Raw genomic sequence first — 26,512 nt, 5'->3', positions numbered from 1 at the left:
GGGAATGCGGGCAACCACAACCACCTTTGGCGAGTTTCTGAGGTTCTACCGGCGGCGCGCGACCCTCACGCAGGAGGATCTCGCCGCCCGCACGGGGCTGGGCGTTCGCACGCTGAGCGATCTCGAACGCGGCCGCGTGCAGACTCCGCAGGCGCAGACCGTCGACCTGCTGGTGACCGGACTCGGTCTCGACGACGGCGAGGCGGAGGAGTTTCTCGCGCTCGCCCGCTCACCGGGAACCTCTCCTTCACGTCCGGAACGCACGGATCTCGCGCCGCCGCCCGCTCAGGCTCTGGTCGGCCGTGGCCAGGAGCAGCTGGACCTCGCGTCGTGCATCAGCAGCGCGTCGGCGTCGTTGGGGCTGGACGTCGTCGTCCTGCACGGACCGCCCGGCGTCGGCAAGACCTCTCTCGCGGTCGACGCGGCGCACCGGTTCGCGGGCAGGTTCACCGACGGCGTGCTGCACCTCGACCTGCGCGGCATGGATCCGTCGCCGCTGTCCCCGGAACGCGCGGCCGAGCAGGTGCTGCGCACGTTCGGGGTACCGGACTCGCGCATGCCGTCCGACGCCGACGACCGCTTCCGCCTGTACCGGTCGATGCTGCGCGAACGGACCGTGCTGCTCGTGCTCGACAACGCCGCTCACGAGGCCCAGGTTCGGCCGCTGCTCGCTGCGAGTCCCGGTTCACTCATGCTCGTGACCAGCCGCAACGTGCTGGCGGGCCTGGACTGCCGGTACCGCTTCGACCTCGGCCCGCTCAGCCACTCCGGTGCCGTCGACCTGCTCGCGGCGGCCGCGGGTGCCGACCGGATCCGGGCTGACCCGGAGTCCGCCGACGTGGTGGCGACGTTGTGCGGGGGAGTGCCGCTGGCGCTCGCCATCGCGGGGCGCCGGCTGACCGGCCGCACCACGTGGTCGTTGCGGCACCTCGCCGACCAGCTCTCCGACGAACGCGAACGCCTCGACGTGCTCGCGACCGGGGACGTCCAGGTGCGCACGGCGTTCGAGATGTCCTACCGCCAGCTCGCCCCGGCCGCCCGGACGATCTTCCGCAGGCTCGCGCTGGTGCACGGGCCGGACACGTCCGTAGCTCTGGCCGCTGTTGCCGCCGACATCCCGGTCGAGGACGCGGAGACGTTGCTGGAGGAGCTCGTCGACGCGTCGCTGGTGCGGCCGGAGGTTCCTGGCCGGTACTCGTGCCACGACCTGATCCGCGACTACGCGCGCGAACGCCTGCACAGCGATGAGGCCGACCTCGAGACACACCGGCTGCGCACGCGCGACTGGTTGCTGACGACCGCGATGGCCGCAGCGTCCTCGTTCCACCCCGACGAGCAAGGCGCTCCGGATCTGGCGAGCGCGGACCGGTGGTTGTCCGAGGAGCTGGCGAACTGGCGTGGCGCGTTCCGCGAGGCCGTCGTCGACGGCGCGCATACAGCTGTGCTGGCGTTGGCGCGCTCGATGCACTGGTACTCCGACCACCGCGGCGTGGGTGAGCTGTGGCTGGAGGTCTATTCAGCGGGTGTGGACGCCGCGTGTGCACTCGGTATACAGGGCCAGGAAGCCCAACAGCTCAACTTCGTGTGCTGGGTGTATACAGCGCGTATCACGAACATTCCGCTGGCCATGGCCACGCAGGAGAGGGCGTTGCGAGTCGCGCAGGAGTGCGGCTCTGTGGTCGAAACGGCATGGGCGCACTACTACCGCGGAGGCATCGAGACCCGCAGGGGCGACAACGAGACCGGGGTCGCCCACGTCCGAATCGCCGCCGAGCTGTTCCGCGAGGCAGGGCTGCAGTCCGGTGTCATGTTCGCGCTGTCGTTCGCCGGTGTGCTGCTGCAACGGCTGGGCCGCTTCGCCGAGGCGGTCGAGACGCACCGCGCGTGCATCGCTGAGCAACGTGCCGCAGGAGGCAAGGGCGTCGCGAACGAGAACGTCGCCCAGTTGCTGCTGAGGCTGGCGGACAGCCTCACGGCGGCAGGGGACTACGAGGAGGCTCTCGACGTCGTGGCGGAGGCGGACGCGCTCATCGGCGAGTCCGTGTCGGGCGTGCGGTCGCTCGCGCAGCACGCCCGTGGCCGCGCGCTGAGTGCCGCGGGCCGGCTCGCCGAGGCACGTGACGAGTTCACCGTGGCCGCCGAAGCGCTGGCGGACCCGGAGTCGGTGGTGTCCGTGCTGATCGCGCTGGCCGACGTCTGCGACCGCATGAGCGACCACGACGCGGCGACGAGATACCGGGTGCGCGCTCTCGCGGAGTCCGACGGCTACGAGTCGCCCGGCATGACCGCGCTGCAGAACGAGCTGAAGAAGGCCCTGCGGCTCGCGGTGTAGATCACTGCAGAACCGTCGCGAGGAACGCGTCGGCGTCGAACTGCTCGCTACCGGGCGGCACGAGCCGGTAGGTGGCGTCGAGGAACTTGCGCAGCGTGCCGGTGGGCAGCCGGAAGACGGTGACGTGCCGGTCGGAGACGAGCTCCAGCACGAGCGTGCGGCCGGAGTGCGGCCGCAGCCGGACGTCGCCGAGACCGGACGAGGTGGTCATGCCCTCGATCAGCAGGTCCCTGCCCATGATCCAGGTCGCGACCGAGCCGCCGGCGTGGAACTTCATCGTCACCGCGAACGGGTCGTCGGACTGGTAGATCAGCTCGGTCTCCACCGGGGCGGTGGCGCCGCTCGGACGGATGAAGTCGAAGACGGTGCGTGACGCGACCCGCATCGGAACTCCTTGAGGTGTTCGCCTGTGTTCGTCAGTTCTCACGTAATGGGTGCCGAATTGGTTCAGGGTCACGCGTTCCGATTACCAATTGCCAAGCACTGCCAATGGATTGCCAGGTGTTTGCCGATGTAGCACCAAATGAGACGTGCTGCTCAGCGCTGGGGTAGCGGGGTGCGGGCACAGGTCCACGTGGGCTGTGCGAACGGGCAGAGATGCGGAACTTTCTGCCGGTCCTTCTGCATGGTTCTGAGAGCCCTCTCGCGTTTTGCTGGAAGACATGGTCGCCCCGCTCCGCCCCGGTCTCGTCGAGGCCGCCGTGCGTCAGGCGGGCGGCGTGCTCGTGGGACGTGAGCGGGAGATCGCCGCCTTGACACGCGCACTCAGTGGTGGTGGCCGCTCGTGCGTGGTGCACGGGGCGACGGGGATGGGCAAGAGCGCGTTGTTGTCCGTCGCGTCGTCGATCGCGGTGCGCAGCGGAATGCGGCCGGTGCGCGGGTTGCGGGCGTTGTCCGGCGGCGACACGTTGCTGCTGGTGGACGACGTCGAGAGGTTGTCTGCGGAGGAAGCCGAACGGCTGGCGCGATTCCGGGGTGCTGTCGTGCTCGCCGGCGACTTCGATCCCGAGTCTCCGCCGGATGGACTCGCGGACCTCGTCGCGGACGCCGAGCGGGTGCCGCTGCGGCCTGTCGACGCCCTCGCGGTGGCAGAGATGATCGGGCGGCGCTGCGATGCCGGCCCCGAGATCACCGCGCTGTGCCTCGACTACAGCGGTGGTGCGCCGGGTGTGGTGAGCGACGTTCTCGATCTCCTGGAACCCGATGAGATCTCCGGCGACGCGTTGCGCGAGTTGCGACTGCCGCGGCTGCTGCGGGCCGTGCGGCGGTACTGGCAGGTGCTGGACGCGGACGCGGTGACCGTTGCCCGTGCGCTTGCCGTCCTTGGTCGTGCGCCGCTGGACCTGCTGTGCGAGGTCTCGGGAATGAGCTCGTACGACGCGCTCGCCGCCTTCGAACGTCTCGCCGACGCCCGGCTCACCTCGGGTGATCGGCTGAGGTCGCCCGCGCTGTCGCGTGCGGTCTGTCAGGAGATGCCACCGGACTTGCGGCAACGTCTGCATCGCGCGGCCGCGGAGGGGATGCGGCGGCGGTCCGATCCTGCGACCGCGGTGGCGGAGCACGTCGTGGCGTGTGTTGAACCTGTTGGGGCGCAATGGGTTGCTCCGGTGTTGCGCACGGCTGCCCGGCTGCACCGAGCTGCCGGACGACCTGAGCAGGCGGTGCGGTGCCTGCGGGCGGCGTTGCGGGAGCCGATGAGCGGGTCCGTCGCCGCGCAGGTGGCGATCGGGATGGCGGATCTCCATCTGCGGTCGGGGATCGCGCCTCGTGCGGACGAACTGGCGCGGTGCTGGCAGCGGTTGTCGGCCGAGGGAAACCCTGGTGGCGCCTTGGACTGGCTGGCCGCAGTGGTGCTCGACTGGCAGTGCGACGAGGACGTTCTCGGGGTTCTCGCTGGACAGGAGGAGCCGCCGGACTGGTTTCGCGCGCTCCAGTCCGGGGAGAGTGCCGAGCAGGTCCTCTCCGATCTTCCCGAGCCCGCGATGCTGTCGCTCGTCCTTGCGGGGCTGGGGCTTCTGCGTGGCGGATCGTCGCGCGTGCTGCTGGATCTCCCGTTGCGGGACCGGCTCGTCGGCGCGGAGCAGGACTGGCTGGTCGCACTGGAGATGTGGGCGCATCGGGAGAGCGGCAGGCACGCCGAGGTGTTCCGGCTCATGCACTCACTGGCTGAACGCGCGTCGCCTTCGCGAGGTTGCGTGGCGTTGGCGGCGGCTGCGTTCGTGGCGTCCTGTGTGGACTGCGGACGGCTTCGCGAGGCTCGGGAGATGTTGGTGCGCCTCGGTTACACGGGCACGTTGTCGCCCGCGTGGGTGTGCATCGTGTTGCTGCACCAGCGGGCGCGCCTGCACCTCGCGCTGGGTTCGCCGCGGGCCGCGCTCGCCGACGCCGACCGCGCCGGAGTCGATGAGCTGGTGGTGCAGGCGCGGGCGGCGTTGGTCGAGCGGCCTGCCGCGGTGCGTTGTGGCGCTTGGGGAAAGCTCACGCCGCACGAGTCGCGCATCGTCGAGCTGGCGTTGGAAGGGGAGACGAACCGGGAGATCGCCACGCGGTTCAACGTGACCCAGCGCGCGGTCGAGCTGCATCTGACCCGGATCTACCGCAAGGCCGGGATCAGCCGCCGAGTGCAGCTGTCCTCGGTCTTCGGGCCCATTTGAGACTCCCATTTGAGATTCGTTGTCACCCAAACAGACGTGAACCCGCTCGGTCGTCCCGCCGTTCTTTGCCAACAACAGCAACGAAACGACGGGAGTTCCTCCGATGTCCGACGAACCGAAGCGCACCCCGATCGCACCCGCCGCACCCGAACACGACGTGCACGACGTGCTGCTGGGCACGATCACCTGGGACCAGTACCACGCCTCCCGTTAGAGCAGGTTGGAGCGGATCGCCCAGGCGACGGCGTGCACCCGGTTGCGCAGCCCGAACCGTTCCAGCAGCTGGTGCAGCGCGTACTTCACGGTCCGCTCCGAGCAGAACAGCCGCGCCGCGACCTCCGCGATCGTCGCGCCGTCGGCCAGTAGCCGCAGCAGCTGCAGATCGCGGTCGTTCAGCACCGCCGACCGGTCCTGCACGGCCTGCCCGGCGCAGAGCAGCTTGATCAGGCGTTCGGCGTTGACGTCCGCGCGCCGCAACGGGTTCGCGAGCCCGGCCTGAGCGGCGATCGACGGGGTGAGGTCGTGCACCCGTGCCGCGATCACCACGATCCGCGACGAGCCGATGGCCCGCAGCCTTGCCGCCTGTTGCGCGCACAGTTCGTTCACGACCGCGAGCAAGACGTGGGCGTCCGTCCGGTCCTGCACCACTCGCACGCGCGGTGATGCCTTCAGCAGATGGGTCACACCGGCCGCGCTGATCAGGTCTCGGGACTCCACCGCAACGCGCACCGGTTCGATGCCGGAGTCCACGGTCGCCAGGGCACTACTCATGGTCCGATCGTGCGGAATTTCGGCGGCTGTCCACTTCGGAAAACCGAAGCCATCCGATGACTACTTGTTCATTGCGTGTCGACGTGCGGAACTCGCCGGTCGGCCAGTGCTCGATCCTGAGCTCGTCGCCGGGCAGCACCGGGGCGGTGAAGCGGGCGTGCAGCTCGGTGAAGTCCTTGCCGCGCACGGTGATCCCGAGCGTGCAGAGGCCGTGCAGGATGGGCCTGTCGAACCCGGCTCTCCGCGCGAACTCGTCGTCGTGGTGCATCGGGTTGACGTCGCCGGTCTCGCGGTACCGCAGAGCCTGGTCTCGCGTGGTCCGGAAGAAGCTGACCTCGGGTTCGGTGTCCGGGACGGTGAACTTCCCGGTCTCGCCGCGTTCGCCGCCGAAACCGCCCTCGCCCTTGAGGAAGCACGACGAGCGGGTTCTCGCGTACTCCGACTCCCAGGTGCTGACGACCAGCGCTCCCGAGCCCTTGTCGAGGATGTCGGTGACGGTCTTGGTGACGACCGCCGAACCGCTCGGCGGGAGCGGCTTGGTGATCCACAGCGACTGTTCGGCGTGCAGGACCTGGGTCATGTCGGCGCCGGTCAGCCCCAGCTGCGGGCCGCCGTGCTGCAGCAACGGGATGGCGAAGGCGGGGGAGTAGCCGCCTGTCGCCGCCGCGTACACCTCGGCGTCGTCGCGCGACCAGGTGCGGACCTGTCGTTCGACGACGCCGAGGATGTCGTGTTGCAGCATTACCCCAGTGTGCCGCGAACGTTCGCGTGGCCCTTGAGGAGGTTGCGGGCGATCGTGCGGCGCTGGATCTCGTCGGTGCCCTCGTAGATCCGCAGCAGCCGCAGCTCGCGGTACCAGCGCTCGATCGGCAGCTCGCGGGTGTAGCCCATGCCGCCGTGGATCTGCAGGACGCGGTCGACGATCTCGTTGGCCTTGATGCCGCCGTAGAGCTTCGCGATGGACTGCGCCTGCCGCGAGTCCTGCTTCTGGTCGACGAGCCAGGCGGCGTGCAGCACGAGCCAGCGCAACGCCTCGATCTCGACCGCGGAGTCCGCGATCATCCACTGGATCGCCTGGTACTCGGCGATGGGCTGGCCGAACGTGACCCGGTTCTTGGCCTGTTCGATCGACATCTCGACGAGACGTTCGACGGAGCCGAGCGCGCGGGCGGGCAGCAGGTAGCGGCCCTGGCCGATCCACTGCATCGCGAGGTGGAAGCCCTTGCCCTCCTCGCCGAGGATGTTCTCGTGCGGCACCCGCACGTTGTCGAACACGAGCGCGGCCGGTCCCCACTGGCCCATGGTCGGGATGGGCTCGGACTTCCAGCCCATGTCGCGGTCGACGAGGAAGCACGTGACGCCGCCGTCGGCGCCCTTCTCCTTGTCGGTGATGGCGAAGACCATCACGAAGTCGGCCTCGTTGCCCTGCGTGATGAACGTCTTCTCGCCGTTGATCACCCACTCGTCGCCGTCCCTCACGGCGGTCGTGCGGATGGCCTTGGCGTCACTGCCGGCGCCGGGCTCGGTGATCGCGAAGCACGAGACGCGCTCGCCGGAGATCGTCGGCAGCAGGTAGCGCTGCTTCTGCTCCTCGTTGCCGTGGAACAGGATGTTGTCCGCGTAGCCACCGAACCGGAACGGCACGAAGGACCGGCCGAGCTCCGCCTCGATGAGCGCGGTCATCATGCCGCCGAGGCCCATGCCGCCGTACTCCTGCGGCGTCAGCACACCGAAGAACCCGGCCTGCTTCGCCTTGTCCTGCAACGCCTTGAGCTCGTCCTTCGGCAGACCGGGCTGGCCGGCGCGTTCGCGGCGCAGCACCTCGGGCTCCAGCGGGATGATCTCCTTGCGCACGAAGGTCCGCACCCAGTCGCGGATCTCCTTCTGCTCGTCGTCGAGCGTGAAGTCCATAGTTGTCTTCCTTTACTGGAACGCGTTGATGCCGGTGAGTGCCCTGCCGATGAGCAGTTTCTGGATCTGGCTGGTGCCCTCGTAGAGGGTGGTGACGCGGGCGTCGCGGAGGTACTTGCCCACGGGGTACTCGTCGATGTAGCCGTAGCCGCCGAAGACCTGGATGGCGTTGTTGGCGACCTTCACGGCGGCTTCGCTGGCGTAGAGCTTGGCCATGCTGGCTTCGGTGCTGAACGGCTGGTCGCGGTCGGCCAGGTCGGCGACGCGCCAGGTGAGGAGCCTCGCGGCGTCGGTTTCCACGGCCATGTCCGCGAGAAGTTCTTGAACCAGCTGGAAGCCCGCGATCGGCTTGCCGAACTGTTCGCGTTCCTGGGAGTACTTCAGGGCCGCCTCGAAGGCGCCTCTCGCCGCTCCGACGCAGCCCGCGGCCACCGACATGCGGCCCTTGTCGAGCGCCTGCATCGCGAGTTTGAAGCCTGCTTCGCTGAGCAGGGCGTCGTCGGGGACGTGGACGTCCTCGAGGGTGATCTCGGCGGTGGCCTGGCCGCGCATGCCGAGTTTGCCCTTGATCTCGGTGGCGGTGAACCCTCGCGTGTCTGTCGGGACGAGGAACGCTGATATGCCCTTCGGGCCTGGGCCGCCGGTGCGGGCGAACACGAGCGCCACGTCGGCCCACGTGCCGTTGGTGATGAAGACCTTGCGGCCGTTGATGGTCCAGCCGTTGTCGGTTTTCGCGGCTTTGGTGGCGAGGCTGCCCGCGTCGCTGCCGGTGCCGGGCTCGGTGAGTGCGAAGCAGCCGATCTGCTCTCCGCTGGTCAGCCCCGGCAGCCAGCGTCGCTTCTGCTCTTCGGTGCCGTGCTTCGCGATCGACTTGGCGACCAGGCCCAGCGACACCGAGATGATGCCCCGGACGGCGCTGTCCCCGCGTGCGACCTCTTCGAGGACCAGGCAGTACGCCAGGTTGTCGCCGCCCGAGCCGCCGTACTCCTCGTCGATGCCGAGCCCGAGGAAGCCGACCTCACCGAGCTGTGTGACCAGCTCCTTGTCGATGGCCTCCTCGCGGTCCCAGCGCGTCGCGTTGGGCACGACGCGCTCGTCGGTGAAGCGCCGCGCCAGCTCCCTGAGCTGCCGGTGTTCGTCCGAAAGCGTCAAGTCCACGGGTCCTCCTGAGAAACCGAACAGTGTTAGGTTAACCCACATGCCCCGGCCGAGCACCCCTCTGTTGAGCCCAGATCGCATACGGTCGACAGCCCTGGCCATCATCGACCGCGACGGCCTCGACGGCCTGTCGATGCGCAAGCTGGCCGCTGAGCTGGGCGTTCAGGCGGCCTCGCTGTACGGGCACGTCCGCACGAAGGACCAGCTCCTCAACGACATCGCATCCTCCATACTGTCTACAGTCGACGTGACAGGGTTCATGGTCGACTGGCGTGAAGGTCTGCTGCGGTGCGCGCGCTCGTACCGTGCGGCGCTGTCCTCGCACCCGAACATCGTCCCGTTCCTCGCCTACGGTCCCGCGGGCCGCGACGAGTCGTTGCAACGCCTCGACCTGCTGCACGGCGCTTTGGTCGACGCGGGCTGGTCGCGCCGCGAAGCCACGATGATCGCCGCCGGACTCATGTACATCGTCTTCGGTTCCGCGCTGTCCTCGTTCTCCAGCGGCTTCTCCGCCGACCCCGCCGACTACTCGGACCGCTACCCGCACCTCGACCGAGCCCACCTGCTGCCGCGCGTCGCCCGCGAACTGGACCGCGACAGCTTCGAGCTGGCGCTCGCGGCGTTCGTCCGGGGCCTTTAGTGTTTCGGCGTGGCTTCCAAGGCGATCGAGCTCCAGGTCGGTGACCAGCTGGTGCGCGTGTCCAACCCGGACAAGCCGTACTTCCCCGCGCGAGGCATCACCAAGGGCCAGGTGGTCGAGTACTACCGCACCGTCGCGCCCTACCTGCTGACCGTGCTGCGCGACCGGCCCGTGGTGCTGAAGCGCTACGTCGACGGCGTGGAAGGCGAGGCGTTCTACCAGAAGCGCGTGCCCAAGGGCGCTCCGTCGTACGTCGAGACGGTCCAGGTCCGCTTTCCGTCCGGCCGTCCAGCCGACGAGATCTGCCCGACCTCGGAAGCCGTCATCGTCTGGGCAGCCAACCTCGGCACGTTCGACTTCCACCCGTGGCCGGTGCGGCGCTCCGACGTCGACCACCCGGACGAACTGCGCATCGACCTCGACCCCCAGCCCGGCACCGACTTCTCCGACGCCGCCCGCGTAGCCCTGGTGCTGCGCGAAGTGCTGGCGGACGCAGGCCTGACCGGCTACCCGAAGACCTCAGGAGGCCGCGGCATCCACGTCGCCGTCCGGATCCGCCCTTCGTGGGACTTCATCGACGTCCGCCACGCCGTGATCGCCCTCGCCCGCGAAGTCGAGAAGCGGGCACCTTCCCTGGCGACTTCGGCGTGGTGGAAGGAAGAGCGCGGTTCTCGCGTGTTCATCGACTTCAACCAGGCCGCGCGCGACCGCACGATCGCCTCGGCCTGGTCCGTGCGAGGCACTCCTCGCGCGACCGTCTCGACGCCGGTCACCTGGGACGAGCTGTCCACTGTGGACCCGGATGACTTCGACGTGCTGACCGTGCCGAAGTACCTGGAGGAACGCGGCACCCTGCACGCGGGCCTGGACTCCGAGGCGTTCGGCATCGAGACCCTGCTGGAGTGGTACGCCGCCGACCCACGCGGTGAGATGCCGTACCCGCCCGACTACCCGAAGATGCCGGGCGAGCCGATGCGCGTGCAGCCGTCGCGCGCCCGCAAACAGGAGTAACAGATCCCGACGGGGGAGTTGCTGCGCGACCGGCTCGCCGCCCGTATTCGTTGAGCCCTAGCAGGGGTAACGGCCGCCCGTTCGGCGCCGATTTTTCACCATGTGACAACGGATGATGCGCAAGGGTGGGGCTACCAACTCGACCAGCCGTGGCCTCCACCGAACACGCCCGGCATCACTACTACGGGCGGTCGGACCTTTCATCGCGACGTGGAGTGTTCTGGATACCAGCAGGGTGTCCGCAACGCGATCAAGCACGGACGGAAGCTCAATCCTGTGGAGCAGGTGACCGCTCGGCAGGCGAAGGAGCGTGGCAAGGCGGCCTGCAGTGTGTGCTGGCGTGATCACCTGTAGCTCTGCCATCGCCTGGTGAGTCATGATCGACCGCATGGAGCCCGACGGGGAACTGCTGCGCGACCGGCTCGGGCTGCGCGGGGACGTGGTGCGGTTCGAGGAGGGCTCGTTGCCCGTCTTCGCGATCGGCGACGACCTGGTGCTGAAGCTGTGGCCGCCGGAGCACCACGACGAGGTGCCGACCGAGGCCGCGGTCATGGAGGCGCTGCACGGTCGGCTGCCGGTGCCCACGCCGAAGCTGCTCGACACCGGGGTGCTGGGCGAGTGGGCGTACGTGCTGATGTCGCGGCTGCACGGCGAGCAGCCGGAGGTGCCGGACGTCGGGGTCAGCGCGCAGGTCGGGGAGATGCTCAAGGCGTTGCACGAGATCGTGCCGCCGGAAGTGCTCAAGCCGGCCGACTGGGGCGAGTTCGTCGCGAAGCAGCGCGCTGGATGTGTTGAGCGGCAACGGAAGCACGGGCTGGGCGAGCGCTGGTTGGAGCAGATCCCTGAGTTCCTCGACGGCGTCGACCTCGCGAGCCAGGATCCGGTGTTGCTGCACACCGAGGTCGGGAGCATGCACCTGTTGCGGCAGAACGGGAAGCTGTCCGGGCTGCTCGACTTCGAGCCGGCGATGCGCGGGGCGTTCGAGTACGAGTTCGCCGGGGCGGGCATCTTCGTCACGAAGGGCGACTCGCGGTGCTGGAAGGCGATGGTCGAGGCGTATGGGCGGACGCCGGATCCTGCCACCGTCATGGCTTACACGTTGTTGCACGTGTACAGCAATGTGCCGTGGTTCATGAAAGGCATGCCGGAGGCCGACACGCTCGAAGAACTGGCCCTGAAGTGGTTCGGCTAGTGCGCCAACCGGCTGTATTGGGCACGGATACAGCGTGCGACCTCGTAGAATGGCAGGAACGTGAGAGGAGGTCGCCCATGTCGCAGCCCTATGTCGTGCGGTACGTCGGCGGTCCTCTCGACGGCCGGGTCGACTCGTTGCCTTCGACGCCCGAGGACCCGAAGCAGACCGTGACGTACGTGCACCTGCACGGTGGGCCCAAGATCGTCCACATCTACGACCTCGAGTACGCGGTCGAGTACGGGTGCGAGTACCGGCTGCGCGCGATCGAGGCCGAAGAAGCCTGAGCAACCCTCACGTGGACACGCGGAGGCATTCGGGTTTACCGTACCTGTCATGAGAGCGCTCTCACACACTGTGGTGCGAGAGGAGAGTCCATGCACGTGCGGATTCGAGGAGCGATCGGCGTCGCGGCGGTGGCGATGTCGCTCGTGGCGGCGGGGCTGATCCTGAGTCAGCCTGGGGTGTCCCACGCGGGGCACAGTTACGTGTACAGCGCCGAGCAGGCTCAGGCGATGGTCGAGCAGCAGGCGATCCCCGGTTCGGAATTCCGGGCCAACTGCGGGGCGAGTCATCGTCGGCAGGATGACCCGATCGTGTTCCAGAACCAGCCTGGCGTGTCACACATGCACGAGTTCTTCGGCAACCGGACGACGAACGCGCAGTCGACGCTGACATCGCTGAAAGCCGGGACCACGAACTGTGCTCCCGTGGCCGACAAGTCGGCGTATTGGGTGCCGACGCTGTACAAGAACGGGCAGGCGATCGCGCCCGACACCGTGACGATCTACTACCAGGGCATCCACGACCGGCAGCGGGCCGTCGCGCACCCGCAGGGGCTGCGGTACGTCGTGGGCAACTCGAAGGCGACGTCTCCGGACCAGAACCCGGCGGCGCGGTGGTCGTGCACCACGCAGTCGCCGTCGGACCGCAACTTCCTGAACTGCCCGCCGGGAACGAAAGTCGAGACATATCTGGACTTCCCGACCTGTTGGAACGGCAGGGACCTCGACTCGGCGAACCACCGCGACCACATGGCGTTCGCGGTCGGGCTGGTCTGTCCGGCGTCGCATCCCGTGGTGGTGCCGCGGCTCGAGTTCCTGATCACCTATCCGGTGAACGGCACCGGATTGTCGTTGGGAGGCACGGTCAACGGCGTCAACGTGACCAGCGCGCCCGGCTACACGTTCCACGGTGACTTCATGAACGCGTGGGACCAGGCCGAACTGGAACGGCGTGTGCGCAACTGCATCAACGCCGGCTACATCTGCGGGACCGACGGAAACCCGTAGTTGATCTTGCCGCTGGACCCGGTGCTCAGAATTGTCAGGGGTGTAGGGCATGCTGGGGCACAGGTGTTCGAACGGCGGGAGGCAGGGCGATGGCGAAGAAGAGCGGGCTGTCGGCGGAGGACGTCGACAGCCTGCGCTCGCAGCTGGACGGAGGCACCCAGCCGCTGGTGTGGTTCACGGCGGCCGCGGTGGGCATGGAGGCGGGGAGGTCGGCGAAGCTGCTCGCCTTCACCGAACCGGAGGAGGGCGATTTCATCCAGGTCCGGCCGACGGGGTCGAAGGACGAGATGTCGTTCGGTCCCGCCGAGCTGACGCTGGAGAAGCCGCCGCCGCGCAAGAAGGCTCCGGCCCCTGCGCCGCCGGAGCCGCCGCGAGAGACTGAGATCTTCCATCCCTACGTTCCGGAGGCGCCGGTGAAACCCGCGGCCCCCAAGCCGAAACCCGCTCCCGCGCCGGTCGTCGCCGAGCCCGCGCCCGTGAAGCGCAAGCCGGCGGCCAAGAACGCCACGCCCGAAGTCACCGTCACCCTGGTGTCGGCGGGCGAGGGCGAATGGACGGTCGAGGTGCTGCAGGGCACCCGCAAGACGATCCGCCCGACCCCGGTGTCGCCCGCCTCCGTGGCCCAGGCCGCGAAGCTGCTGACGCCCGAGGTCGCCGAGATCGTCGAGGGTGTTCTGAACGCGGCGCGTGCTCAGCAACTCGCCCGCGTGGAGCAGTTGCGAGCCGAACTGGAGGCAGCGCAGAAGGCTCTGGACGACCTGGGCGCGTAGCGATATCACGCGCTGCGACGCCCCGGTGGTTGTCCGTACGCGTTCGGGTGAGAGGGCTTCCCAGGGCTGGTGCCGGGGCGGACCGTGGGATGCGCGGATGTCCCGCGCAGGTCCGGCTTGGAGGACGGGGAGGCCCTGATGGGTACGTGTGGGTGCTGTTCCGGGTGCACGGGTCCCGGCTGCGGCTGCTGTTCGAGCTGCTGACACAAGATTCGGTCGGGGAGCCTTTTCCGCGCTGAGGCCGGGCGGGAGGCTCCCCGAACCACGTCACGCCTCGCCGAGCGCCTGCAGCTCTCGCCGCACGTCCGATGCCTGTGGCGCGCCGAGATCGCTGAACACCGTCAGAGCCTCCGTCCACGCCTCCCGTGCGTCGCTGACCTGGCCGAGGCGGAGCCGGATCTTCCCGAGGCAGTACAGGATCTCGGCTTCTCCGCGCCGGTCGCTGATCTCCCGGCGGACGACCAGAGACTGCCCGTAGGCGTCCATGGCATCGGTCAACCGGCCGAGCTGTTCGTAGGTGGCGCCGATGCTGTGCAGCGCGAAACCCTGCCCGTGCAGATCTCCGATCTCGCGTCTGATCGCCAGTGACCTGCCCAGGTAGTCGAGTGACTCGTCGAAGCGTTCGAGGTCGCGATACGTGGACCCCAGCCGGTTCAACGTCACGGCGATACCGCGCTTGGCGCCATCGTCGAGTCGGAACGTGAGCGCCTCCCGATGGCATTCGAGTGCGGCTTCGGTGTGTCCCTGTTTGCGATGGGTGGAGCCGAGCATGTCCAAACTGGCTGCGACGCCGGAGTTGTCGCCGATGTCCCGCCAGATCACCAGGGATTCCTCGAAGAGCGCGGACGCCTCGTCGAAGCGCTGGAGGTCGTAGTACGCCACACCGAGCGACTTGACGATCCAGGCGAGGTTCTTGTCGCGCACCAGGCGCGCGGAGGACAGCGCGATCTCGTAGGTGGCGATCCAGTCCGTCCACGGCTTGCGCAGGTCGTAGTAGCTCCACATGGCCCGGGGAAACCACACCGCCAGCCGATGTTCGCCGAGCTGGTGCGCGTAGCGGGCTGCGGCGGCGAGGTTGGCCGCTTCGACCTCGCACCACGCCAAGGCTTCACCGCGGGAGACGAACGGGAGGGGCGTGGTCGGCGGTTTCGGCAACTCGACCTGGGGCACGACGAACAAAGGCAGGAGCAGGCGGTCGGCGGCACTCGCGCTGTGCAGGTACCAGCAGAGCATGCTCCGGGCTGCCTCGTGCCGCAGCTCGTCCGACTCAGCGAGCTCGGCCGCGTAGAGCCGCAGCACGTCGTGGAACCGGTACCTGCCCGGACCGCTCGACTGGACGAGGTGCGCTCCCGCGAGCGTCTGCATGAGCCGTTTCGCTTGCGGCAGCGGGACATCGGCGAGCGCGGCCGCCACCGGCACGCCGAAGTCGGGGCCGGGATGCAGACCCAGCAAGCGGAACAGCCTGGCGACGGGCGAGGACAGACTGCGGTACGACCACGAGAAGACCGCGCGGACAGCGGTGCTCGGGTCCTGGTCGTCGTCGAGCAGATCGAGGCGGCCGCGCTCGTCCGTCAGCTCGGCGACGAGCTCGCTCAGACGGAGATCGGGTTCCGCGGCGGCGCGTTCGCCCGCCACCCGCAGCGCCAGCGGCAGTCGGCCGCACTGGTCGACCAGGGTCGCCGCGGCACGTGGTTCGGCGTCGACCTTGGACGTACCGGCCAGTTCGCGGAGCAGGGCCAGGGAATCGTGGTGGGACAACAGGTCCAGCGTCAGCCGCTGGGCGTCGTTGCGGGCGACGAGACCGGACAGGCCGCTGCGGCTGGTGATGAGGGCGAAGCAGCTGCCGGAGCCGGGCAGCAGCGGGCGCACCTGGTCCGGGGAACCGGCGTTGTCCAGCACCACCAGTACGCGGCGGCCGTCGAGCAGCGACCGGTAGAGCGCGGCCTGGTCCTCGACTCGGGGCGGGACCGCGTCACCGGACACCCCGAGCGCGTGCAGAAAGCCTTCAAGGGCTTGGCCTGGCAGGACAGGCGCGTCCGGGGAGTAGCCGAGCAGGTCGACGTACAGCTGGCCGTCGGGGAAGTGGTGCCGTGCCCGGTGCGCCCACCTCACGGCCAGTGCCGTCTTGCCGACACCCGCGGTACCGGCGATGGCGCAGACGACCACCGCGGCGGTCTCTCCGGTCAGCAGCGCGTCGAGCCGCTGCAGCTCGCCTTCCCGGCCGTTGAACTGCCTGATGTCCGCCGGGAGCTGGCGCGGTGTCACCGAGTGGACCGGTGGTTGGGGTTGGTGCAGGTGGAGGTCGCCGTGGATGTCCCGGACCTGCACGACGTTGCCCGCGTCGCCGTGGACCTGGTTCACCGGCTCTCCGCCCATACCCGCCGAGGCTACGGAGTCCGGGTCACGGCGGGCAGACGGTGCCGTTCGACGGCACCTTCGCGTCGACGAGGTAGTCGCGCACCGCCGTCGTCGCACAGCTCGACAACGTCAACGCGCCGTGTCCGCTGCCCTGCCACCCGATCAACGCCGACCCCGGCAGCCGCTGCGCCGTGTGCTCGGTGCCGGGGGCGGGCGTCGAGACGTCGTTGGCGGTGCTGAGCACCACGATCGGCGGCGCGCTCTTCAACGCGTCGAGCTTCTCGGCCTTGGGCGGCGGGAACGGGTTGCAGTGCAGCAGCTGGCGGGCGTACAGCGTGCCGAACAGCTTGTACTTGGTCTGCCAGTCGGCGGCGAGTGCCTTCACCCGGTCCGGCGGGATGCGGGTCGAGGTGTCGTTGCAGCCGATGATCAGGCCCGCGTCGAAGCGCGGCGGGTTCTCGTCGAGGTCGTTCACGACGGGGTCGAGCAGCGTGAACAGGCCGCTGCCGTCGCCCGCGCGCGCCTTGACGATCGCGTCGGTCAGCTGTGGCCAGCGCGCGCGGTCGGCCAGGCCGTAGAGGATCGCGTTCAGGGCCGAGCCGGGCGTGAGGTCGACGTACTCGCCGCGCACTCGCCCGGAACGCAGCTGGGTCAGCAGCGCCTCGACGTCGGCGCGCGGGTTCGCCAGGGCGCAGCTGCGGATCTTGCAGTCGGTGGCGAACGCGTCGAGTGCGGCCTCGGAGGCGACGGCCCGCGACTCCAGCACGCCGACCATGTCGAGCGTCGGGTCCGGGGCGCCGTCGAGCACCATGCGGCCGATGCGGTTCGGGAAGCGCTGGGCGTAGGTCGTGAGCACGCGCGAGCCCTCGCCGAAGCTGAGCGCGTTGAGGCGGTCGGTGCCGAGGTGGTCGCGGAGTCGTTCGAGGTCGGCGGCCGCGCGCCAAGAGTCGAACGCCGTCAGCCTGCCTTCGAGGTCGAGCACGCACTCCTGCGACGCTTCACCGGCGGCGACGACGAGGTTCGACTGCTCGGTCTCGGCGGGGTCGTACTCGACGAGCTGCGCGCGCGTTGCCGGTGGCACGCAGGACATGCCGTCCGAACGGCCTGTGCCGCGCCGGTCCATGCCGATGATCGTGTACGTGCTGAGGATGTCCTTCGGCAACGACGCCGCGAGCCGCGCGGCCTTCACCGTGCCGGGTTCGCCGCCGGGGTCGTTGACGACGACCAGCGCGCTCTTGCCGGTGCCGACGCGCATCAACGCGATGCCGAGCGTGCCGCGCCCTGGACGTCCGGGCGGGTCGAGCACGACGGTCATCCGCGAGCACTCGTAGGTCTGGTCGCCCTGGGGAGCGTCGGCGCCGAGGCGGTCCTTCATCTGCTCGTTGCACGCCGACCAGCCCAGCGAGTCCGTCCGGTACTCGCTGAGAGGGGGAACGGGCTGCGGCCCAGCGAGGGTGCTCTGGTCGACCGGCTGGTTCTCCTCGCCCTTGACCGCGATCACCGGCCGGGTCGAGGGTCCCGCGCTGCACGCCGTCAGCACGCTCACTGCCAACAGGGCCAAGGCAGCGCGACGCACAGATGTCCTCACTCTCGTCCACTCTTCGAACGAGCTGAGCCTCGCACGTCTGAGGTGAGGAAACGGTGAGTCAGATCGGTGTGTGGAATTTCGCATGCATCGCCGGACGACCCTGCGTGAGGATGGGGCCATGGCTCACGCGGATCGGCTTCCCGTCGCCCGGCTGATGGGCGGGATCCCGCCGACGGCGCTGGTGCTGCTCGGCATCGTGAGCGTCCAGGTCGGCGCGGCCTTCGCGAAGCAGCTCTTCACGGTCGCGGGCGCGGCGGGCACGGTCACGCTGCGCCTGGTCTTCGCGGCGCTCATCCTGGTCGCGATCTGGCGCCCGTCGTTGCGCATGGACCGCCGCACGCTCGCGGTCGTCGTGACGTACGGCGTGGTGCTCGCCGTGATGAACCTCTGCTTCTACGCCGCCCTCGCCCGCATCCCGCTCGGCGCGGCCGTGACGATCGAGTTCCTCGGCCCGCTGGCGGTGGCCGTCGTCGGGTCGCGGCGGTGGCTCGACGGGGTGTGGGTGCTGCTCGCGGGCACCGGCGTCGTGCTGCTGACCCGCGTGCAGGGCGGGCTCGCGTTGTCCGGCGTGCTGTTCGCGCTGGCCGCGGGCGCGTGCTGGGCGGCCTACATCCTGGTGACGGCCAAGCTCGGCAGCAAGACCACCGACGGCAAGGGCCTCGCGCTCGCGATGGTGGTGGGCGCGGTGATCGCGCTGCCGTTCGGCATCACGTCGTCCGGCACCGCGATGTTCGACCCGATCGTGCTCGCGGCGGGCTTCGCGGTCGCGTTGATGTCGTCGGTGATCCCGTACTCGCTGGAGCTGGAAGCGTTGCGGCGCATGCCTCCGCGCGTGTTCGGGATCCTGATGTCGATGGAACCCGCGGTGGCCGCGCTGGCGGGACTGCTGCTGCTCGGCGAGGAACTGAAGCCCGCGCAGTGGGTCGCCGTGGGCTGCGTCGTCATCGCGTCGGTCGGAGCCACCCGATCGGCCAAGCCGGACGTCTAACGAGCGCGCAGCTCGCCCTTCAGCACCGAGGCGACGTCGTAGCGGGCCGGGATCTCCAGCTGGTCGTAGCGGCACGACAACGGTTCGCGGTCCGGACGCCACCGCGCGAACTGGCCGTTGTGCCGCAGCCGCACGGGTTGTTCGCCCTCGGTCTGGGTGTAGTGGATCTCCAGGACGCGTTCCGGCCGCAGTGCCACGTACTCGGCCTGCTTGCCGCGCCACCGGTTGATCTCGCCCGGAATCCGTTGGCCCGGCTGAGGATTCGCCCACGGGTGCGAGTCGGACTCGGTGATCAACTCAGCCAGCTCGGTTGCCAGCGCGCGGCGTTCGGCTGCCTTGAACGAGCCGCAGACGCCGATGTGGTGGAGAAGGTCGTTCGAGTCGTAGACGCCGAGGAGCAGTGAGCCGACGGCGGTGCCGGGTTCGGTGTCCTTGTGCCAGCGCAGGCCCGCGAGCACGACGTCGGCGGTGCGGGCGTGCTTCACCTTGATCATCGAGCGCTTGCCGGGCGTGTACGGGCCGTCGGCCGGCTTGCCCATCACGCCGTCCAGGCCCGCGCCCTCGAACAGGGTGAACCACTGGCGGGCGGTGTCCACCGACGTCGTCGCGGGGGTGATGTTGAGGTCCGCGAGCTTCAGCAGCGCCTCGCGACGGGCTGTGGTCGGCTGCTCCAGCAACACCTCGGAGCCGAGGGCGAGCAGGTCGAACGCTACGAACGTGGCCGGCGTCGACTCCGACAGCAACGCCACGCGCGAGGCCGCCGGGTGGATGCGCTCGGACAACGCGTCGAAGTCGAGCTCGTCGTTCTTCGCGACGACCAGCTCGCCGTCGACGACGGCCTTCGGCGGCAGCACGTCCAGCATCGACGCGACGACCTCGGGGAAGTAGCGGTTGAGCGGCTTGCCGCTGCGGGACTGCAGGAAGACCTCGTCGCCGTCGCGGAACACCACGCAGCGGAAACCGTCCCACTTCGGCTCGAACACCAGGTCGGCGGTATCCGGTATACCGTCGACCGCGGTCGCGAGCATGGGCTGCAGAGGCGGCGTCAGCGGTAGGTCCACGCCGACATCCTGCCTCTTCAGCTGGAATTCTGCCGCTGGTACCGCAGCAACAGCACGTCGTCGGCGCGCAATACTGAAGACAATGTGAGGTCTACCGGCGGCACCACCGAACCGTATGCAATCCGCGTGGAGTCGCCGACCGCCAGCAACGGCGACATCGTCAGGTTGATCGCGTCGACCAGACCGGCCGCGATCATCGACCCGAACAGTCGCGGCCCGCCTTCGAGGTTGATCTTGTGCAGCCCCCGTGCCGCGAGCTCTGACACGGCCGTCGGAAGGTCGACCTCGGTGTCCCCGGCGATGATCACGTCCGCGGGCAACGAGGGCGGCAGCTTTGCGGACGCGGTGGTGATCACGATCGGCCGCAGCGAGGGGTCGCTGAACAACGGCAGGTCCGGCGTCAACGTCCCGCGCGCGGTCACCACGGCGATCGGCAGCTGCTTCGACGGCCGGTAGCCCTCGATCAGCACGGTCCCGGCACCGACCATCACGACGTCGGCCAGCGAGCGCCCGAGCAGGAAGATCTGCTTGTCGGCAGGCGAACCGAGCCCGGCCGAGCGTCCGTCGACCGACACCGCACCGTCCACGCTGGACACGAAGTTCGCGGTCACCCACGTCCTGTCCGCCGGGTAGCCGTACAAGGACGCAAGCGCTGTGTCGGTCATCTCAACACCCGGTGAGGGCCACAACATCTCCACGTTCCCATCCCATCACGCCGATAGGCTGCGGGCATGCGCTTGTCCGACCGGGATCCCCAGATCGGGGCCGACGAACTGATCGAGAACCTGGTGCCGCCGCCGAGGTTCAACAGCGTCAGCTTCGACAGCTACCTCCCCAACCCGGACGAGCCCAGCCAGGCCGCCGCGGTCGAGGCCGGACGCCTGTTCGCCGCCCGCGTGAGCCTGACCAAGCCCAAGGGCAAGCGATGGTCGCTGTTCGGGGCCAAGGAAGAAGAGGGCAAGCTCGGCCTGTACCTCGACGGAGGCTTCGGCGTGGGCAAGACCCACCTGCTGGCCAGCCTGTGGCACGCCGTCCCGGGCCCCAAGGCCTACGGCACGTTCGTCGAGCTGACCAACCTCGTCGGCGTCCTGACGTTCCCCGAGGCCGTGAAGCGCCTCAGCGACCACAAGCTCCTCGCGATCGACGAGTTCGAGCTCGACGACCCCGGCGACACCATGCTGGTCACCCGCCTGATCAAGGAACTGACCGCGCAGGGCGTCTTCATCGCGGCCACGTCGAACACGCTGCCCGACAAGCTCGGCGAGGGCCGGTTCGCCGCCGCCGACTTCCTGCGCGAGATCCAGTCGATGTCGTCGAAGTTCGACGTCGTGCGCGTCGACGGCCCCGACTACCGCCACCGCGGCCTGCCTGATGCCCCTTCACCGATGTCAGACACTGAATTGATCGTTAGAGCCTCTAACACCGAGGGCTCGACGATCGACGACTTCGACGACCTGTGCAAAGCGCTCGCCCGCATCCACCCGTCGAAGTACGGCAGGTTGCTGGACGGGGTCACGGCCGTGCACCTCAAGGACGTCAAGCCCGCGCCGGACCAGAACGTCGGGCTGCGGCTGGTGGCGTTCGGCGACCGGCTCTACGACCGCGACATCCCGGTCGCCGTCTCGGGGCAGCCGCTCTCGGAGCTGTTCACCGAGGAGATGCTCAAGGGCGGCTACCGCAAGAAGTACCTGCGGGCGGTGTCCAGGCTGGTCGCCCTGAGCCGCTGACGGGCCGGTGTCGCAGCCTCCCTAAGCGCCTGACCAAGCCATATCTCTACCCGCCCGCGCGTAGAACCGGTGCAGCTCGGCGTCGATCCGAGCCGAGTCCGCCTCGCTGAGCACGACCGACGGCGAGGTGTACGGCCAGGACTCGGCGATCCGCGCCCGCAGCCCGGCTGGCGGGTGGTCGTGCCAGAGCGAGGCGTCCTCGACGGACTTCTCCAGCACGTCGGCCACGTTCATCGTCGCCCGCCACGCGTCCGCCGCTGCCCGCCATCGTGCCGCACCGGGGTGGTTGCGACCGGCCGTGCCGGGGGTTCGACTGGGTGCCGCGCTCGGCGGCCGCGATCGTCGCGAGGAGCTGTTCTCCCGCGGCCATGTCCGTCATGGCCGACACCACCGCCTGAGTTCCGGCGAGCCGGACGGCGAGTGCGTCTGCGCAGTACTCGGCCCGCTGGTGATCGCGCGCGGCCACGGCCACGACCCCGGTGCCGATCAGCGGGAACAACCGCTGCAACACCACCTGGAGCGGCCACAGCGCCCGCTCGGCGAGCTGTTCCCACAGGTTCGCGCTGATGGCCGTGTCGGACGGCCGCACGAGATCGGCCAGGATCAGCGGTGTCCGCACGGCGGGCTGCGTCAGCAGGCTGCGCGCCGGGTCGCCGTTCACGAAGTGCCCGAACTCGTGTGCCAGCACGGCCACCCGCTGCTGGGGCGTGAGCACGCCGAACAACGGCAGCCCCATCGTGAGCGTCCGGCGCCGGAGCCACCCGTGGGTAGCGGCCGAGGCGTTGAAGTCGGCGTCCAGCGCCACCCGGTCCGGCATCGGCGCGCCCGCGGCGGCCGCGATCCGGTCGAGCAGCGCGAAGAAAGCGGGCGCGTCGTCGCGGCGCAGCTCGTGCCACACGTCGTCCGCGCTCCACAGCCGTGGCCGCAGCACCCACGCGATCATCAGCACCGGGATGCCGGCCAGGATCGAGAACGACGGGAAGTCCCGCACCACGAGCCATCCGCCCAGCACGGCGAGGCCCGCGACCAGCACGACCAGCACCGCGGACACCGCCACGAGCGCGGCGCGGGCGGCCGTCCAGTGCGGCCGGGTGGGCGGTGTGCCCTCATACGCGGCGTACTGCGCCGCGTCGAGTCTCAGCGCCAGCTTCTTCGAGTAACCCCCAGACATGCGGGGGAGTATGACCGATTGGGCGAGCTTTAGTTTGACTACGGCGGCGTTCGAGTATCCACTGGGAGCCGGGCGGGAATGATGCCGTCCCGACGTCTTCCGGAGGCACCGATGCTCAGTGAAGCCGAACGTCGCTCGCTCGAGGAGATCGAGCAGCGGCTGCTAGCCGAGGAACCGAGACTCGCGCGCACCATGAACCGCCAGGTGCGGCCGTGGCTCTTCTACTCCCTGCTGCTCCTCTTCGGTGGCCTCACGGTGCTGCTGACGGTGATCGGCGCGTTCGGCCCCGCGTTCCAGTGCCTGCTCGTCACGGCGGCGGCGCTGGTGTTGCGCAAGTACCCGCTCCGCCTCCGCTAGCCGGAAACTCGCTGGCGCTCACGGCGCCGGAACGCCGACCATCTCCGGCGTGGGTTATCTGGAAGCGAACGGGCTCGCGTACGCCTTGCCGGACGGCAGGGAGCTGTTCCGCGACGTCTCGTTCAAGGTGAGTGGCGGCACCGTCGTCGCGCTGGTCGGTGCCAACGGCGTGGGCAAGACGACGCTGCAGCGCATCCTGTCCGGCGAGCTCACACCCAAGCAGGGCAGCGTGCACGTGCAGGGCGGGCTCGCGGTCATGCCGCAGTTCATCGGCTCCGTGCGCGACGACTCTCTCGTACGCGATCTTCTGCTGTCCGTCGCCCCTCAAGCGCTTCAGAACGCCGCGAGGGAGCTTGACGAGGCCGAGCTCGCGTTGATGGACACCGACGACGAAGCCGCCCAGATGCGCTACGCCAACGCGTTGACCACGTACGGCGAGACGGGTGGCTACGACATCGAGGTCCTCTGGGACACCGTCACCGTCGCCGCACTCGATCTGCCTTATGACCGCGCACGGTTCCGTGAGGTGCGCACGCTCTCCGGCGGCGAACAGAAACGCCTCGTCTTGGAGACGCTCCTACGCGGCCACGAACAGGTGTTGCTGCTCGACGAGCCCGACAACTACCTCGACGTGCCCGGCAAGCGCTGGCTGGAAGAACGTCTGAAGGCCACGGACAAGGCCGTCCTCGTCGTCAGCCACGACCGCGAGCTGCTCGCCAACGCCGCCACGCACGTAGTCACGGTCGAAGCGCACTCCACGTGGACGCACGCCGGCTCGTTCGGCACCTGGCACGCCGCGCGGCACAAGCGCATCGAGAAGCTCAAGGAAGACCATCGCCGTTGGAACGAGGAACACGAGCGGTTGAAAGAGCTCGTGCGCACCCTCCAACAACAGGCGAAGTACTACGAGTCCATGGCGCCGAAGTACCGCGTCATGTGTGGTCGGCTCGAACGGTTCGAAGAAGCCGGCCCACCACCGGAGATCCCGTCCGACGAGAAGGTCAACCCTCGCCTCAAGGGCGGCCGCACGGCCGTTCGCGCGATCACGTGCGAGGAGCTGGAGCTGACCGGGCTGATGAAGCCGTTCTCGCAGGAGATCTTCTTCGGTGACCGGGTCGCGGTCCTCGGCTCGAACGGTTCCGGCAAGAGCCACTTCCTCCGGCTGTTGGGCGGCGACACCGTCAACATCAACGGCGCGTGGAAGCTCGGCGCGCGCGTGGTGCCCGGTCTGTTCGCGCAGACGCACGAGCACCCCGAGTGGATCGGCCGCACGCTCGTCGACATCCTCTGGCACGGCGACGACCTTCGCCGCGGACGTGATCGCGGCGCGGCGATGTCGGTGTTGAAGCGGTACGGCCTCGACAAGGCCGGCGACCAGCGCTTCGAGAACCTGTCGGGCGGCCAGCAGGCCCGGTTCCAGATCCTGTTGCTGGAGCTGTCCGGTGCCACGTTGCTGCTGCTCGACGAGCCGACGGACAACCTCGACCTGGCGTCGGCCGAGGCGTTGCAGAACGCCTTGAACGACTTCGAGGGCACGGTCGTCGCCGTCACGCACGACCGGTGGTTCGCCAAGTCGTTCGACCGGTTCCTGCACTTCCGCGCGGACGGCCGGGTGTCCGAAGTGGACGAACCCGTCTGGACCTAGAGGTCCCAGGAGACGAACGCGCCGTCGTCGATCGACCCGCCGGCCTTCTTGTAGGTGGCCTGGGCCGCCGCGTCACCGGCGGCGGTGCCGGTCCACATCGCGTAGCAACCCCGTTCCGCTGCAAGGGCTTTCAGCGCCTCGACCAGGGCCGTGCCGATGCCGCGGCGCAGGAACGCGTCGTCCACGCCGAGCTCGTAGAGGAACATCTCGGTGCCCTTGTCGGGGTGGGTCGTCTCCACTCCGGACACGAACCCGGCCGGCTGGTCGTCGACGTAGGCGATCAGCAGGTGGCTGTGCTCCTGGGCGAGGAACCGCGCGGTCGCGTCGGCCACCGGGGGCGCGTCGAACAGGTGCGCTGCGGCGAACACGTCGTCGGGGGTGGCGGCGCGGCGGATCTTCATATTTCCAGGCTAGGCGAACTTTCCCGCGGAAGCCGGAAGGCGCGTCAGCGGTCCTCGACGAGCGCGGGCAGCTTGCCGTTCCTGACCAGTTCGGCCAGCGAGGCGTGGTCGGCCTCGGTCTGGTCGGCGTAGTCGAACGCGTACTTGGCGAAGGCCTCGTCGAGATCCTCGCCGCCGCCGTTCTGGAAGTAGCCCGCCAGCAGACGCGGGTCGAGCGAACGCGTGTGCGCGCGAGCCAGGAGCGCTCCCGCGAAACGGCCGTAGTCGTCGAGGTCGTCGCGCTTCAACGTGGTCGCGTCGATCTCGCCCTTGCGGTTGCGGAACTGCCGCACGATGAACGGACGGCCCTCGATCGTCGTCCAGCCCAGCAGGATGTCGGACTCGGCCTGGACGAGCCGGGCGCCGTGCACGATCCGCTTGCCCTCGTGCTTGGCGGGCTCCACGTCCAGGAACGGCTCCAACGCCGACGAACGCGCCTCCTTGGCCTGCAGGACCAAGGCCTCGGACCCGTTGCCGTGCAACAGGATGAGGTAGTTGCGCAGGCCGACGCTGCCGGTGCCGACGACGCGGAACGCCACGTCCGACACGCCGTAGCGCATGATCAGGTTGGTCCGCGACTCGCGCAGGGTGTCCACGTAGGACGGCAGCGCGGCGATCACGGCGGCCTCGGTCTCCGGCGAGACGTCGGTGAAGGTGGGCGGGTTCGTGATGAACCGCCACTTCTCGCCGTCGTGCGCGGTCCACTTGGCGGCGAAGCGGGCGCTGGTGTTCTTGCGCGACTTCTCGGCGGCCTTGGAGAAGTCGTTGATCAGGTCGTCGGCCTTCACCTTCGACAGCACCGACTCGTCGCCCAGCGCGGTCCACGAGTCCATGAACGGCTGCTCGGCGAGAGCCCTGATCGCACCGCGGTAGGCGCGTACGGCGTCCTCGGCGGCGTCACGGCAGCCCTTGTCCGACACGCCGCCGGTCCGGCCCGCCAGCACCAGCGACGCCACGAGCCGCTTGAGGTCCCACTCCCACGGGCCGGGCAGCGTCTCGTCGAAGTCGTTGATGTCCATGACGATCTGACCCTCGGGCGTGCCGTACAGCCCGAAGTTCGCTGCGTGTGCATCACCGCACAACTGAGCGTGAAGACCGGTCGCGCAGCCGGCGGCGAGGTCGCCCGCCTGGAGCCCGGCGGCACCGCGGAAGAACGCGAAGGGGTTGGCGAGCATCCGGCCCACGCGCAACGGGATCAGGTGCTCCAGCCGGCCCTTGTTGCTGGCGTTCATGAACTCCAGCACGGACGGACGCGATGCGGCCAGAGAAGCCGCGCGGTGCGCCTTGAAGTCCACAGAGGACCTCAGCGCACGACCGGCCGCGTAGACCTCTTCCGGCTCAGTCCAAGTGCCCAACGCCGCAGCAGCCTCGGCTCTAACCCGTTCACCCATACGAGTAATCATGCCTGCGGTGGACGGGCAACGTCGCCCGTCCACCGCATTTGTG

General features: G+C 69.0%; 24 protein-coding genes. 12 read left to right on the top strand and 12 right to left on the bottom strand.

Annotated features, from left to right (window positions below):
• Positions 1 to 4: 4 nt before the first annotated feature.
• Positions 5 to 2,332, top strand: a complete 2,328-nt coding sequence (locus AB0M24_RS34925; RefSeq protein WP_363777741.1) for a helix-turn-helix domain-containing protein — start codon at positions 5 to 7, stop codon at positions 2,330 to 2,332.
• A 1-nt stretch (position 2,333) separates the two neighbouring features.
• On the opposite strand, the gene AB0M24_RS34920 is transcribed toward AB0M24_RS34925, so the two are convergent.
• Positions 2,334 to 2,717, bottom strand: coding sequence for an SsgA family sporulation/cell division regulator (locus AB0M24_RS34920; protein WP_363777740.1), 384 nt, complete (start codon positions 2,715 to 2,717; stop codon positions 2,334 to 2,336).
• Positions 2,718 to 2,994: 277 nt separating this feature from the next.
• On the opposite strand from AB0M24_RS34920, the gene AB0M24_RS34915 reads away from it, so the two are divergent.
• Entirely contained in the window at positions 2,995 to 4,986 is a 1,992-nt protein-coding gene (locus AB0M24_RS34915) for a LuxR family transcriptional regulator (RefSeq protein WP_363777739.1), read from the top strand.
• 210 nt (positions 4,987 to 5,196) lie between these two features.
• Here the strand turns inward: AB0M24_RS34915 and AB0M24_RS34910 are convergent, their stop codons facing one another.
• Genes AB0M24_RS34910 through AB0M24_RS34895 form a run of 4 tightly spaced genes read right to left on the bottom strand, consistent with a single transcriptional unit; the run spans position 5,197 to position 8,826 of the window.
• Positions 5,197 to 5,757: a helix-turn-helix transcriptional regulator gene (locus AB0M24_RS34910; RefSeq protein ID WP_363777738.1), complete on the bottom strand. Its 561-nt coding sequence runs from the start codon at positions 5,755 to 5,757 to the stop codon at positions 5,197 to 5,199.
• The gene (locus tag AB0M24_RS34905) at positions 5,750 to 6,499 is read right to left on the bottom strand and encodes a MaoC/PaaZ C-terminal domain-containing protein (protein WP_363777737.1); all 750 of its coding nucleotides are present in this window, start codon (positions 6,497 to 6,499) and stop codon (positions 5,750 to 5,752) included. The genes AB0M24_RS34910 and AB0M24_RS34905 overlap by 8 nt, the downstream gene beginning before the upstream one ends.
• The gene (locus tag AB0M24_RS34900; RefSeq protein WP_363777736.1) at positions 6,499 to 7,668 is read right to left on the bottom strand and encodes an acyl-CoA dehydrogenase family protein; all 1,170 of its coding nucleotides are present in this window, start codon (positions 7,666 to 7,668) and stop codon (positions 6,499 to 6,501) included. The genes AB0M24_RS34905 and AB0M24_RS34900 overlap by 1 nt, the downstream gene beginning before the upstream one ends.
• A gap of 12 nt (positions 7,669 to 7,680) precedes the next feature.
• Positions 7,681 to 8,826 (bottom strand): acyl-CoA dehydrogenase family protein, encoded by a 1,146-nt coding sequence (locus AB0M24_RS34895; protein WP_363777735.1) that lies wholly within the window; start codon positions 8,824 to 8,826, stop codon positions 7,681 to 7,683.
• Positions 8,827 to 8,866: 40 nt separating this feature from the next.
• On the opposite strand from AB0M24_RS34895, the gene AB0M24_RS34890 reads away from it, so the two are divergent.
• From AB0M24_RS34890 to AB0M24_RS34865, 6 genes are all read left to right on the top strand, one after another.
• Entirely contained in the window at positions 8,867 to 9,466 is a 600-nt protein-coding gene (locus AB0M24_RS34890) for a TetR family transcriptional regulator (RefSeq protein WP_363777734.1), read from the top strand.
• 9 nt (positions 9,467 to 9,475) lie between these two features.
• Positions 9,476 to 10,477 carry a non-homologous end-joining DNA ligase gene (gene ligD / locus AB0M24_RS34885; RefSeq protein ID WP_363777733.1) on the top strand — a complete coding sequence of 334 codons (1,002 nt, stop codon included), beginning with the start codon at positions 9,476 to 9,478 and terminating at the stop codon, positions 10,475 to 10,477.
• A gap of 388 nt (positions 10,478 to 10,865) precedes the next feature.
• On the top strand, positions 10,866 to 11,669 hold the full coding sequence (locus AB0M24_RS34880) for an aminoglycoside phosphotransferase family protein (RefSeq protein WP_363777732.1): 804 nt from the start codon (positions 10,866 to 10,868) through the stop codon (positions 11,667 to 11,669).
• A gap of 77 nt (positions 11,670 to 11,746) precedes the next feature.
• Complete coding sequence (locus AB0M24_RS34875) at positions 11,747 to 11,956, top strand: hypothetical protein (RefSeq protein ID WP_363777731.1); 210 nt, start codon at positions 11,747 to 11,749, stop codon at positions 11,954 to 11,956.
• Between the two features lie 90 nt (positions 11,957 to 12,046).
• Positions 12,047 to 12,961, top strand: coding sequence for a DUF1996 domain-containing protein (locus AB0M24_RS34870; protein WP_363777730.1), 915 nt, complete (start codon positions 12,047 to 12,049; stop codon positions 12,959 to 12,961).
• 89 nt (positions 12,962 to 13,050) lie between these two features.
• Complete coding sequence (locus AB0M24_RS34865) at positions 13,051 to 13,731, top strand: DUF6319 family protein (protein WP_363777729.1); 681 nt, start codon at positions 13,051 to 13,053, stop codon at positions 13,729 to 13,731.
• Between the two features lie 267 nt (positions 13,732 to 13,998).
• Here AB0M24_RS34865 and AB0M24_RS34860 read toward each other — a convergent pair whose 3' ends face one another.
• On the bottom strand, positions 13,999 to 16,107 hold the full coding sequence (locus tag AB0M24_RS34860) for a tetratricopeptide repeat protein (RefSeq protein WP_363777728.1): 2,109 nt from the start codon (positions 16,105 to 16,107) through the stop codon (positions 13,999 to 14,001).
• Between the two features lie 25 nt (positions 16,108 to 16,132).
• Positions 16,133 to 17,635 (bottom strand): alpha/beta hydrolase, encoded by a 1,503-nt coding sequence (locus AB0M24_RS34855; protein WP_363777727.1) that lies wholly within the window; start codon positions 17,633 to 17,635, stop codon positions 16,133 to 16,135.
• Positions 17,636 to 17,795: 160 nt separating this feature from the next.
• Here AB0M24_RS34855 and AB0M24_RS34850 point away from each other — a divergent pair, with 160 nt between their 5' ends.
• A complete protein-coding gene (locus AB0M24_RS34850) occupies positions 17,796 to 18,665 on the top strand; it encodes an EamA family transporter (RefSeq protein ID WP_363777726.1) in 870 nt (289 codons plus the stop codon).
• Here AB0M24_RS34850 and AB0M24_RS34845 read toward each other — a convergent pair.
• Together AB0M24_RS34845 and AB0M24_RS34840 are read right to left on the bottom strand one after the other, a co-directional pair.
• Complete coding sequence (locus AB0M24_RS34845) at positions 18,662 to 19,726, bottom strand: ATP-dependent DNA ligase (protein ID WP_363777725.1); 1,065 nt, start codon at positions 19,724 to 19,726, stop codon at positions 18,662 to 18,664. The genes AB0M24_RS34850 and AB0M24_RS34845 overlap by 4 nt on opposite strands.
• A 17-nt stretch (positions 19,727 to 19,743) precedes the next feature.
• Positions 19,744 to 20,391, bottom strand: coding sequence for a dihydrofolate reductase family protein (locus tag AB0M24_RS34840; protein ID WP_363777724.1), 648 nt, complete (start codon positions 20,389 to 20,391; stop codon positions 19,744 to 19,746).
• A 66-nt stretch (positions 20,392 to 20,457) separates the two neighbouring features.
• Between AB0M24_RS34840 and zapE the strand changes: the two genes are divergently transcribed.
• Positions 20,458 to 21,453 carry a cell division protein ZapE gene (gene zapE / locus AB0M24_RS34835; protein WP_363777723.1) on the top strand — a complete coding sequence of 332 codons (996 nt, stop codon included), beginning with the start codon at positions 20,458 to 20,460 and terminating at the stop codon, positions 21,451 to 21,453.
• A gap of 46 nt (positions 21,454 to 21,499) precedes the next feature.
• Here zapE and AB0M24_RS34830 read toward each other — a convergent pair whose 3' ends face one another.
• Complete coding sequence (locus AB0M24_RS34830) at positions 21,500 to 22,624, bottom strand: M48 family metallopeptidase (protein ID WP_363777722.1); 1,125 nt, start codon at positions 22,622 to 22,624, stop codon at positions 21,500 to 21,502.
• A gap of 111 nt (positions 22,625 to 22,735) precedes the next feature.
• Between AB0M24_RS34830 and AB0M24_RS34825 the strand changes: the two genes are divergently transcribed.
• The gene (locus AB0M24_RS34825; RefSeq protein WP_363777721.1) at positions 22,736 to 22,981 is read left to right on the top strand and encodes a DUF3040 domain-containing protein; all 246 of its coding nucleotides are present in this window, start codon (positions 22,736 to 22,738) and stop codon (positions 22,979 to 22,981) included.
• A 49-nt stretch (positions 22,982 to 23,030) separates the two neighbouring features.
• Entirely contained in the window at positions 23,031 to 24,626 is a 1,596-nt protein-coding gene (locus AB0M24_RS34820; protein ID WP_363777720.1) for an ATP-binding cassette domain-containing protein, read from the top strand.
• Here AB0M24_RS34820 and AB0M24_RS34815 read toward each other — a convergent pair.
• Both AB0M24_RS34815 and AB0M24_RS34810 read right to left on the bottom strand, forming a co-directional pair.
• Positions 24,623 to 25,027, bottom strand: coding sequence for a GNAT family N-acetyltransferase (locus AB0M24_RS34815; RefSeq protein ID WP_363777719.1), 405 nt, complete (start codon positions 25,025 to 25,027; stop codon positions 24,623 to 24,625). The genes AB0M24_RS34820 and AB0M24_RS34815 overlap by 4 nt on opposite strands.
• Before the next feature lie 44 nt (positions 25,028 to 25,071).
• Positions 25,072 to 26,457, bottom strand: coding sequence for a DUF2252 domain-containing protein (locus AB0M24_RS34810; protein WP_363777718.1), 1,386 nt, complete (start codon positions 26,455 to 26,457; stop codon positions 25,072 to 25,074).
• Positions 26,458 to 26,512 lie beyond the last annotated feature (55 nt).

The sequence above is a fragment of the Lentzea sp. NPDC051838 genome, from assembly GCF_040681245.1.
Classification (GTDB): Bacteria; Actinomycetota; Actinomycetes; order Mycobacteriales; family Pseudonocardiaceae; genus Lentzea.
This window is presented reverse-complemented; position numbering and strand designations above follow the sequence as displayed.